Source organism: uncultured Sulfuricurvum sp. (genome assembly GCF_937936435.1).
Classification (GTDB): domain Bacteria; phylum Campylobacterota; class Campylobacteria; order Campylobacterales; family Sulfurimonadaceae; genus Sulfuricurvum.
Genome location: NZ_CALDDG010000028.1, coordinates 1 through 10,177 on the forward strand (window position 1 = coordinate 1; position 10,177 = coordinate 10,177).

11 protein-coding genes and 1 pseudogene are annotated in these 10,177 nt (G+C 45.4%); 2 read left to right on the forward strand and 10 right to left on the reverse strand.

What is annotated here, in order from left to right; genetic code table 11:
* Positions 1-366: ATP-binding protein (locus Q0389_RS03435; protein WP_298691649.1), on the forward strand; the 366-nt coding region annotated here is incomplete at its 5' end.
* Here Q0389_RS03435 and Q0389_RS03440 read toward each other — a convergent pair.
* The 6 genes from Q0389_RS03440 to hemN are packed head-to-tail and all read right to left on the reverse strand — an operon-like array spanning position 350 to position 5,087.
* A complete protein-coding gene (locus tag Q0389_RS03440) occupies positions 350-781 on the reverse strand; it encodes a hypothetical protein (RefSeq protein ID WP_298691651.1) in 432 nt (143 codons plus the stop codon). The two genes, Q0389_RS03435 and Q0389_RS03440, sit on opposite strands and share 17 nt — an antisense overlap.
* Positions 781-1,602: a prolipoprotein diacylglyceryl transferase gene (gene lgt, locus Q0389_RS03445; RefSeq protein WP_298691653.1), complete on the reverse strand. Its 822-nt coding sequence runs from the start codon at positions 1,600-1,602 to the stop codon at positions 781-783. Before lgt ends, Q0389_RS03440 begins: the two co-directional genes overlap by 1 nt.
* Before the next feature lie 12 nt (positions 1,603-1,614).
* Entirely contained in the window at positions 1,615-1,950 is a 336-nt protein-coding gene (locus Q0389_RS03450) for a DsrE family protein (RefSeq protein WP_298691655.1), read from the reverse strand.
* Complete coding sequence (locus Q0389_RS03455) at positions 1,943-2,440, reverse strand: HugZ family protein (RefSeq protein WP_298691657.1); 498 nt, start codon at positions 2,438-2,440, stop codon at positions 1,943-1,945. Before Q0389_RS03455 ends, Q0389_RS03450 begins: the two co-directional genes overlap by 8 nt.
* Positions 2,437-3,714, reverse strand: a complete 1,278-nt coding sequence (locus Q0389_RS03460) for a (Fe-S)-binding protein (protein WP_298691659.1) — start codon at positions 3,712-3,714, stop codon at positions 2,437-2,439. Before Q0389_RS03460 ends, Q0389_RS03455 begins: the two co-directional genes overlap by 4 nt.
* A 5-nt stretch (positions 3,715-3,719) precedes the next feature.
* A complete protein-coding gene (gene hemN, locus Q0389_RS03465; protein ID WP_298691670.1) occupies positions 3,720-5,087 on the reverse strand; it encodes an oxygen-independent coproporphyrinogen III oxidase in 1,368 nt (455 codons plus the stop codon).
* Positions 5,088-5,279: 192 nt separating this feature from the next.
* Here hemN and Q0389_RS03470 point away from each other — a divergent pair, with 192 nt between their 5' ends.
* Complete coding sequence (locus tag Q0389_RS03470) at positions 5,280-6,029, forward strand: response regulator (protein WP_298691661.1); 750 nt, start codon at positions 5,280-5,282, stop codon at positions 6,027-6,029.
* Here the strand turns inward: Q0389_RS03470 and Q0389_RS03475 are convergent.
* From Q0389_RS03475 to Q0389_RS03490, 4 genes and pseudogenes are all read right to left on the reverse strand, one after another.
* On the reverse strand, positions 6,014-8,317 hold the full coding sequence (locus Q0389_RS03475) for a hybrid sensor histidine kinase/response regulator (protein WP_298691663.1): 2,304 nt from the start codon (positions 8,315-8,317) through the stop codon (positions 6,014-6,016). The two genes, Q0389_RS03470 and Q0389_RS03475, sit on opposite strands and share 16 nt — an antisense overlap.
* 75 nt (positions 8,318-8,392) lie before the next feature.
* Entirely contained in the window at positions 8,393-9,199 is an 807-nt protein-coding gene (locus Q0389_RS03480) for a peptide deformylase (protein WP_298691666.1), read from the reverse strand.
* Positions 9,200-9,258: 59 nt separating this feature from the next.
* On the reverse strand, positions 9,259-9,423 hold the full coding sequence (locus tag Q0389_RS03485) for a hypothetical protein (RefSeq protein ID WP_298691668.1): 165 nt from the start codon (positions 9,421-9,423) through the stop codon (positions 9,259-9,261).
* A 72-nt stretch (positions 9,424-9,495) separates the two neighbouring features.
* Positions 9,496-10,177, reverse strand: a pseudogene (locus Q0389_RS03490) (NAD(P)/FAD-dependent oxidoreductase); the annotation flags it as partial.

Sequence of the window (10,177 nt, forward strand, 5' to 3'; positions counted from 1 at the left end):
GCGATGGATAACCTGCTCGCTAATGACGAAACGCTCATTATGCAGGGGTGCAATCGTTCTCTCAACGTCGATCCTGAACTCTTCACCAGCGCCTTGCAAAACCTGATCGACAATGCACTTCGCCATGCCACTGCATTGCCAATCCATATCCATTGTGATGAAAACCGTATCTGTATCCGAAATAGCGGAGAGCCGTTGAAACGACCGGTTGAAGAGGCGTTGCAAGCGTTTGTCACGGAAAAAGGGAACGGGGGATTGGGACTAGGGCTTTATATCGCCCAATCGGTATGCGATCTGCACCAGTTTAATCTGAATTATCGTTATGAGGAAGGAATACACTATTTTTGTATCAATTATTGCTTGTAATCAAATACATTCCATCCCACCCTACCAATTTCTGCTGTGAATCAAAAAAGAATTTTAAAACTATAAGTTGAAAAAAGCCATATCGATAATAAACTGTAACCTTATGATTTTCATCACTACTGACACTAATATTATCTTGTTGCAATATTGCGATAACTTGATTTTTCTCTATTCCTTGTACAAAATAATGTGATAAAACCTTACTTACATCATAATAATTTATTGATTCTTTATCATTTTTTTCAGCTCTTAGAGCTACTATTTCCATAAGAATTTTTGATTTAATGTATGTATCTCCCCTTAACATACCATCACCTATAGATTTTACACCTGTAACCAAACTACAACCACTAAGAAATCCTATACTAAATACAGACAATATTAATCCTGCATAGAAAAGCCATTTCTTTATCATCATTTGTTCTTGCTAATACTTATCTTAAAATAACTCCATATTATGACCGCCAAAATCGCCATCGAAAAACTAAGTGCCATTCCCAGCGTCATCCAGTCCCCTACGATATAGCCGATCTGAGCATCGGGAGCCCGATAAAACTCGACCAGTCCCCGTCCGATTCCGTATAAAAATCCGTACAGTAAAATCAGTTCCCCGTCAAACGCTTTTCGCTTACGGTACGCATAAATGATCGCAAAAACAATAATCCCCTCGACAAAAGCTTCATAGAGCTGCGAAGGATGACGGAGGGTATCATAAACGTAAATTCCCCACGGCACATCGGTAACGCGTCCTACAAGCTCCTGATTCAGAAAGTTGCCGATTCGGCCGAACACATATCCCAGCGGTACCGAAACGGCCACCAAATCCATCAATACGCCGAACGATATCCCATGTCTTCGGTGGTATAGATACGAACCGATCAAAAAACCGATAATCGCCCCGTGAAAGCTCATTCCCCGAATACCGACAAACTGTCCGTCGATAAAAGGGTTAAATATCTGCCACGGATGACTCAAATAATACGATGTATGGGTATCGTAAAAAAGGATATATCCCAAGCGCGCACCGAGGATAACCCCGATCTCGGCATAAATAAAATAATCGTCCAATTGCTCTTTCGTAATGGCGATTTTGTCTTTTTTGACAATCCATTTTGCCATCGCTAATGCAGATAGAAGGGCCAGGACATACATCAATCCGTACCAGTGCACGGGAATCGGCCCCAGATTGACTGCTACGGGATTGAAATGCTCATAAATATGGTTCCAGAACTCCATCAAAACCCTTTCTTAAAACGTGACGACTTTCCAATCGCTTTTCAGCGCCTGCGTCAGAAGCTCACCGGTATGGACAGGCTCAATCCCCATCGCACGCAATTGTTCTGTCACACCGTAATCCTCACTGCATACGACACATACCGAAGCCTTTACACCGCTATCGATCACTTTGGCAACCATTTCTTGCAGTTCGGTATTTTCAGCAAGAAGTTTCGCCGAAGGACCCCATACCATCAGATGAGCTTCGTCCCAGTATCCGCGAGGCAATATCACACTCCCGTATAGCAGTACGAGCTTTTTCGCGACTTCGATCTCTCCACTGCTCCACACAATGAGAAGTTTATCCATGAGTGTGCCCCTTTTGGTGCTGCCCCATAATCTGTTTTAGCACTTCTAAATTTTCATCCAAACGGTACGCCTTGCCGAATCCCATAACTACGCTGCCGCTTTTGGGGGAGAGCTTAAAGAGGTGAAAATCCCCCATTTGGGTCAAAGAAGTGACAAGTTCCTGATCAAAATGGGCAATGAAGCGCTCAACGACCGCTGTATACGCTTCATCCACACGATCGATCTCCGATGCTGTTGCCTCGATTGTCACCCGTTTTCGTGCAAAGGGCTGAACACACTGTGACTCATCTTCGGCAAAGAGGAGTGACACGTTCGGATTTTCTAAAAGATTTCGCCCGTGTTGAGCAACAGTACTGATGAGAATATAAAAATCATTTCCGAAGCGGACATAAGGAGCCGTACTGGCATGAGGTGCACCCTCAGGAGTCATTGAAGCCATAATAAGGGTTTGGAATATTTCTAAAAACGATTCGACTTCCATTGTTGTCATTTTCGCAGTGCCTCGGCGATCAATTCGATCGGATTTTTAAAAACGACATCGAGTTCGGCTTCGTTCATCGCATTGTTAATCTGCATTCGGCATGCACTGCATTCGGCCGTAACCACCTGCGCCCCCGATTTGGCGATCATCGCCGCTTTCGGTTTCCCTGCAGCCTGAGCAAAATGGAAATTCTCCGTCTGCATCGTGACACCGCCGAAACCGCAGCAAGCGTTCGGATCGCTCATCTCGGTGATTGTGTAGTTTTGAGTGATCAGGCGACGCGGTTCCTGATAAACCCCCTGCATCTTACGGGCATGGCACGGATCGTGATAGGTGACGACAAGATCGCTCCGCCCTTTAGATGCCAACAGCTCTTTAAGCTCCGTACGCTGTTCGAGCCACTCGGTAGCCATGAAGATTCTGTTTTTGAGTCTTTTGGCCCGTTCCAGCCATTCAGGCTGATCATGGAAAAAGTGCTCGTAGTCGATTTTGATCATTGCACTGCAGGTCGCTTCGGGGATAATAATCGCTTCGACCTCATCGATGAAACTCTCGAAATATTCTATGTTCTTTTTGGCATTGTGATCGACCGTGGCGAAATCTCCCGTAAAATAGGCCGGAGCCCCGCAGCATAGCTGTTTTTTTGGGATGAAAGCATCGATCTCCAACGCTTCGAGAATCTCCAAAAGCCCTTTACCGATCTCGGTATAGTTGTAATTTCCCAAACATCCGATAAAAATCGCTACACGTCGTTTCCCGCCATTGGGGATATTTTCGGGATAACTGTTCATGAAAGAGCGTTTTCCCATCGACGGCAGCAAGCGGTCTTTTTTAATGATCGGAAGGTTAAAGCGCGGCTGCATTGAGTTGATCTCGGCTTTGATCTTAAAGCCGCACGTTTGGAACACGTATCCCAGTTTAAAGAGGGTATCCATTAAAAAGCGGTGGCGCAGAAGGAAGAAAAATCCCCGTTTAAACCATGCGATACCATACTTGTCGGCAATATCGGCACGCACCTGCTCTATCACCATATCGGTCGGAAGCGCTTTCGGACAGACATCGGTGCAGTTGGTACATAAAAAACAGCTCTCGAAAATCGCTTTCGCATTTTTATCCAGTTCCAAATGCCCGCGCTGGTACGCACCCAATAGATCGATAAATCCGCGCGGCGAGGTGACTTCATCCGCATTGACGTTATGGATGGTACAGACGGGGATACATTTCCCGCATTTGATACAGGCGTCTGAGGTCTCGGTAAAATGGAACAATGCTCTTTCTCCCATGGTATTTATACTGTCTTGCTAAAAGCTTTGTCGGATAACGCGTGCCGTTTCATATACGCATCAAACGGCATCGCAATATTCCGGATCAGAAGGGTCCCCGTCGGAGAGCACTCGATCGATGTCGGAGTGATTTTCAGCAGTTCGTCCTCTTCAAAAGGTTTCAACGCTTCCAGTGCATCGGCAAAATACTCCCCGAAATTGACGCCGTATAAGCGCTCAAATCGCGGTATATCGAGTTTAAAATTGCTCATCAGTTCCATGATGACGTATTGGCGGATTCGGTCGTCTTCATTCAGTGCCACACCCCGCTCATACGGTAGTTTTCCCGCATCGATCGCCGCTTCATACGCATCCATCTCTTTGAAGTTTTGTGCGTAGTAGTCGGCTCCTTCACCGATACTGGTCAATCCGATACCGATCAGATCCGCCCCTCCCTTGGTCGTATATCCCTGGAAGTTACGGTGCAGTTCTCCTTTGTCGATTGCTTTGAAAAGCTCGTCCTCGGGTTTGGCAAAATGGTCCATTCCGATCATCCGATATCCCTGTGCCGACATATAATCGACCGTATAGCGCATGATCGCAAGCTTCTCGGCAGGCAAAGGCAACGTCGTTTCATCGATTTTTCGCATCGTTTTCTTCAACCACGGTACGTGAGCGTAGTTGAATACGGCAAAACGGTCGGGATTTAGCGAAATCGATTGTTCCAGTGTCTTTTTGAAGGTTTCCAAGCTTTGGTACGGAAGACCGTAAATCAAGTCTACGTTGACGCTGACCATATTGTATTTGCGTGCAAGTTCCATCGCCGCCTTGGTAATATCGTACGGCTGTACACGGTGCACTGCGACCTGTACTTTTTCGTCAAAATCCTGAATCCCGAAACTGACTCGGTTGAATCCCGCTTCGCTCATCACTTTCATCTGCTCTTCATTAATATGGCGCGGATCGATTTCGCAGCTGATTTCGGCATCCGGTGCAAAGTTTTTAAAATAACTTTTGATGGTACTGATGATCCGATGAAGCTGCTCGGCATTGAAAAATGTGGGCGTTCCCCCTCCGAAGTGGAGCTGAATCACCGGACGGTTGACATCGATATGTTGCGCCAAAATAGCCAGTTCCCGCAGCAGGTAATCGATATAGCGCTCTTTTTTGTCCTCTTTAGAGGTAAAAACGACGTTACAGCCGCAAAAGTAACAGGCGTTTTTGCAAAACGGCAGGTGGAAGTAGAGTGACAGCATCCGGGCGGGATCTTGGGCATGCAATTTTGCGAGATACCCGTCATAATCGAAAGTATCGGAGAACTCAAGCGCCGTCGGATAACTGGTATAACGGGGTCCCGGCTTGGAATATTTGGTAAATTTATCAAAATCAAGCATTGTGGCCATCCCGTTGCGTATAGAATATTCGCGATTATGCCCCGTTTGGGTTGAATAACGGATAAAAAAGAGAGATTATCCTAAATTCACTCTGTAAAACACATATTTTAAGCAGTGCAACGTTGAGTTTAAATCGTAAGTGTGATAAAATATCCTTATATTACTACCACATTATCACGTTAAAGAGGATTCATGAGTGCTATCAAAGTACTTGTCGTCGAAGATGACGAAGTAACCGCAATGAATTTGAAAATGTCCTTGGAGAAACAAGGGTATGATGTCGTTTCCATTGCCGACAACGCCGTTACGGCACGCAACAAAATCAAAATCTACAATCCGGACATCGCACTGATCGACATCGGTCTGCAAAAGACGATGGACGGTATCGAATTGGCTCAGTTTATCCGGGATAAAAATCCCCTCCCTTTTATCTATCTGACAGCCCATTCCGACAACGATATGCTCTCAAAAGCGAAAAAAACCGAACCTTACGGCTATATCGTAAAACCGTTCGATCCTATCAATCTCCATACGACCATTCAAATGGCACTTTACCGCTTCAAAGAGGAGAAAAAACGCAACTCCAATATCGACGAACTCAAATCCGACCGCGAAGAGCTGGAAAAACTGGTCTACGCCAAAAAGCTTTCCGACAAACCGATCGTCGAATTCGGCAACGGCTACCGCCACGATACCGGCTTGGGAGAGACGTTTTACAACAATCAGAAAATCAAACTGACCAAAAAAGAGAACGCCTTTATCCGTCTGCTGGTTGCACAGCTGGGGAGCGTCGTCGACTTTGAACAAGCGATCAACTACGTCTGGGAAACCAAAGGTGCGACAGATAACAGCGTCCGGACTCTGGTTTGGAGACTGCGTAACAAACTCCCTACCGATGTCATCAAAAACGCTTCGGGCGTCGGTTATTACTTAGAAGAGTAATAGCCCTCTTCACCCATAAACCGTTTAGAAAACTCGGAGTGCAGTACGCTGTACGCTTCGTCGAAATCAAACTCTTTATCTTTATTCAGCGCCGATTCTTCGATAACGTACGCCAGACGCGAAAGTTCGTCAAAACGAAAATTTGCACTCGAACCTTTGATCGAGTGGGCGATAAAAGGGATATCCTCATACGCTTTTTCGGCGATTGCATTCTCCAACTCTCTTAGCGAATGCTCCATCTTTTGGCAGTATATTCCCAGCAGGTAGTCGATCTGCTCTTCATCCAGCATCAAAGCACTCTTGAGGTGTTCCATATCGATCGCCGGCCATTTGGATTTTTGTTTGGGCTTCTGTTCATTTTTTTGAATCGGTTTCGGGCTGAGATAACGGTCAAAAATCTGTTCGATCTCTTTCAGGACAATCGGTTTTCCTAAAAAAGCATCATAACCGTTTTGGATCGAACGTTCACGCGCCCCTTTGATCACATTGGCCGTCAAGGCCACGATAGGGGTGTGCGGTTTTTTATTTTTTTCTTCATACGCCAAAATCGAAAGGGTCGCTTCATTCCCGTTCATATACGGCATTTGCTCGTCCATCAATATCAGATCGAACGGCTGCGAACAATACAGTTCCAACGCTTCAACCCCGTTACTCGCAATCACGTATTCAAGACCGTAGCGTTCCAATACGATTCGGATCAATTCTTGATTGGCATGATTATCTTCCGCAACGAGAATCCTTCCCGAAAATCCGTACCCGCTGTTAATCCCCAGAGCCGTCGGAAGAGAAGGTTGATTGATCCCTAAAACTTCACTGAGGGCATTTTGCAGTTTGGTACAGTAAATCGGAAACGTAAGCGGTGTAATCGTCTCTATCGTGTCGTAACGGTCATCGAGAAAATCCAAAATCGCGACCGAAGGAATCTGCTGTTCAATAATATATTCTCGAGTCTCGTCATCAATGGAGCTTTCAAGAAAAATCAGCAGATCGCATTCGTCTTTGACCGTTTTAATACGGCAAACGTCCAATCCGAAATGATCCCAGTAGCGTTGCAGGGATTCGAGCTTATAGCTCTCGGAAGGATCATATTCCAATAATCCGAACCGTATCCCCTCAAACATCGAGATATCGAATTTCGCAATTTCGCACTCATGATTCACCACAACCGGAATACTCAGGGTAAACAAGCTCCCTTCTCCTAAAGCCGACTGAAGCTCGATCGTCCCTCCCATGTGTTGGGCCAGTTGTTTACAGATAGAGAGTCCCAGCCCTGTCCCCTCGTTAATTCGGATAACCCCTTCATAGGCCTGTGAAAATGCGTCGAATATCCGCTGCTGATCTGCGGACGATATACCGATTCCGTCATCACGTACCGATAAGGATAAAAGCCCTCGGTCATACCGGGCTTCGACATGGATTGCTCCTTCCGGATGGCTGAATTTGATTGCATTGCTCAAAAAGTTCCCGACAATCTGTTTGATTCGCACCGCATCGGCAATAATCTCATAGGGGATAGAAGGATCGATAAAACTGGTCAGAGTGATACTTTTGGAATTGGCACTGGGGACGAAAAGTTCCATCGTATGAGAGATTTCGTCATGGATGTTAAACGGTTGAGGATCGATTGCAAATTCACCGCTTCGGAGTTTACTAAAATCGAGAATATCGTTAATGATATGGAGGAGATTTTCACCGCTATTCGAGATGATATCGAGATATTTTTGGTAGCGGGGATTGATCGTCTCATCCCGAAGTAGCGATACAAATCCTAAAATAGCGTTAAGCGGTGTCCGTATTTCATGTGACATATTAGATAGGAAATACTCTTTGGCCTTGGAGGCATTGATTGCTTCTTGCTCTTTTTGATAAATCGTATCGGTATAGAGTTTCAGCACCCCCGCAAAATTTCGATCAAACAGATAACTGACGGCCGTAAAGATTTCGGGTGAATTAATTCCCATGCGGTACGTACTGTTCAGAACCGCCCGTTTAAAATGGGTACAAAGGGTAAAAAGTTCATCGGCACGGAGATCTTTATTTTTTAAATATTCGATCAGATCGGCGATCACCGGACATTCGCCGATAACCATCTGTCCGGAGACCACTCCCATAAAGTAATCGAACACGTTCCCTGCGTAATGGGCAATAAACAACTCTTGATCAATTTCATGACGCTGTAAAATGGAGGCGCATTCCTCTTCAGCAACCCAGTCTTGTAAAATCTCCTCTTTTGCCGCTATCAAAACCATTTTCGAGTTATACAACCCGCTGATATCGTGGAGACTCATACCCACTTCCTTAGATCGAATTATTGGGAGCAATGATACTCTAAAAAGGTTAAGAGTTATTGTTATCTCTTATAGTTAAGGCTTTATCCAAAAGAAAACGGCCGAAGCGACAATCGCCAGCTGAAACGCCAAAATAGCGACCGTCCCGATGATATTTCCCGTTTGACAGCTGGTACATTGTTTGTAAAGTCTGGATTCGTACTGGGCATAGAAAAAATAGATTACGATCAGCGCGACGATAGCCGCTAAAACTGCAAGATCGATCCGATAAACCCATTCACGCACTTTTTCAGAAACAAAAAACGGTACAAGTGAGGATAGCGCCACACCTGAAATCAAATATTTCGCACCAAGTTTAAACCGGTCACGATAAAAGATGGTTGGACAGGATCCGCCATCGGCAACCAAACCGTATTCAAGATAATCATTGATCCGCTGCTTCATCTCTTTATCGACACGGTCGACGAATGTGCTTCCGAAACAATAATCCAGCTGCTGCTGAAACGTCCGCGCCAAATCGCCGGAAAAATTCCGATGATGCGACTCGCCGTGTATATCTTCGTAAATGACGGTCATCGTCTCATACCGATCCACGTCAACGCTGATCCCTTCATAGTAAATGCTTCTCTCCGTCGCCGTCACCATTCCCGAATGTTTAATCATTCGGGAATTAATATACGGAGTATAGATATCGGCTTCTTTCAGGACGATAATGTTGTACTGGATACCGATTAATATAGCACTTAATGCCTCTAAATCATTCGATTTCATCGTATCGACGATGTCGGTTATCCATTGTTCCAGTTCGTCGTTAAAGAAACGGACATTTGCGGATATCAGGCGGACGGTAGGATCAGGATATTTTATGAGCGGCTGAATCATGGTCGGATTACTTTAGAAGAAGGTAGACGGAGGGCCGGAAGCCTTCCGTATAAAACGTTTTAGTGGCTTTTGCCGACAACAATAATCATTTTGATGTTAATGATTACGAAGCGGATAAACTGCCAGATTTTGCACGTACGAAAAAAACGTGCCCATTTTCCCGGGATCATCGCCGTGTTGAAGTTATCGTTTTTAGCGAAATTAAATTCTTCTGGTTTTGCCATAATGTTCTCCTATATTTGTATATAAGCAGAAGCGACGCTTTCTGCATGACTCTCCTACAGAGAGCCTGGTTTTTATTCCGGAATCACTTTCCAGAAAGGTTTGAGTTTAGCTTTATAGATAAAGAGATAATGCAAGATATGTTTGATCCAGTGACCCGCCAAACCGATCTCTCCGAAAGTATAGTCGGTATCACGACCCGTACCCGGATATTTGTCGAAGTCAGGAACGACCGGATATACCGTCATAGCAGCCGCTTGACCATCGAACCAACCTTTACCGGCAGATGCAACACACGCCGCACCCATTTCAGCCATCGACGCTTCATGCAAGTGAGCGCTTGAACCTTGTTTGATCAAATCGCATACACTGTGAGCGACCGCTTTACCGATAATACCGCTCGGCATACCGGTACGTGGAGGAGTCGGGTTGATGACGGTTCCGTTTGGCGATTTCATCGGTTTTGAGATAATGTGCGGAGGTGCGAATGCAATCCCTGCTGCGAACAAATTCTTGAAGGTAGGATTTTGGTATGTACGAGGCCAGTCAGACGCTTTCCATTCCGCATACGGTTTAGGAGTATAATCTGCATCGACTTTCATGAAGCCATTTGGCGCGAATACCGTATCGGTGATATCTTCACCTGCTTTGTTATACGCTTTAAGACCGACACCGGCGAACGGAGGGATAAGCATCGCGAAGTCGAATGGCTCTTCACCGGTCGTACCGTCAAGCAATTCATATCCGACTTTCCCC

What these genes read in the sequence shown, in the direction of transcription:
- Q0389_RS03485 (WP_298691668.1), bottom strand. Translation starts at nt 9,423, where the DNA reads ATGGCAAAACCAGAAGAATTTAATTTCGCTAAAAACGATAACTTCAAC.
- lgt (WP_298691653.1), bottom strand. Translation starts at nt 1,602, where the DNA reads ATGGAGTTCTGGAACCATATTTATGAGCATTTCAATCCCGTAGCAGTC.
- Q0389_RS03450 (WP_298691655.1), bottom strand. Translation starts at nt 1,950, where the DNA reads ATGGATAAACTTCTCATTGTGTGGAGCAGTGGAGAGATCGAAGTCGCG.
- hemN (WP_298691670.1), bottom strand. Translation starts at nt 5,087, where the DNA reads ATGCTTGATTTTGATAAATTTACCAAATATTCCAAGCCGGGACCCCGT.
- Q0389_RS03480 (WP_298691666.1), bottom strand. Translation starts at nt 9,199, where the DNA reads ATGATTCAGCCGCTCATAAAATATCCTGATCCTACCGTCCGCCTGATA.
- Q0389_RS03460 (WP_298691659.1), bottom strand. Translation starts at nt 3,714, where the DNA reads ATGGGAGAAAGAGCATTGTTCCATTTTACCGAGACCTCAGACGCCTGT.
- Q0389_RS03455 (WP_298691657.1), bottom strand. Translation starts at nt 2,440, where the DNA reads ATGACAACAATGGAAGTCGAATCGTTTTTAGAAATATTCCAAACCCTT.
- Q0389_RS03440 (WP_298691651.1), bottom strand. Translation starts at nt 781, where the DNA reads ATGATAAAGAAATGGCTTTTCTATGCAGGATTAATATTGTCTGTATTT.
- Q0389_RS03475 (WP_298691663.1), bottom strand. Translation starts at nt 8,317, where the DNA reads ATGAGTCTCCACGATATCAGCGGGTTGTATAACTCGAAAATGGTTTTG.
- Q0389_RS03470 (WP_298691661.1), top strand. Translation starts at nt 5,280, where the DNA reads ATGAGTGCTATCAAAGTACTTGTCGTCGAAGATGACGAAGTAACCGCA.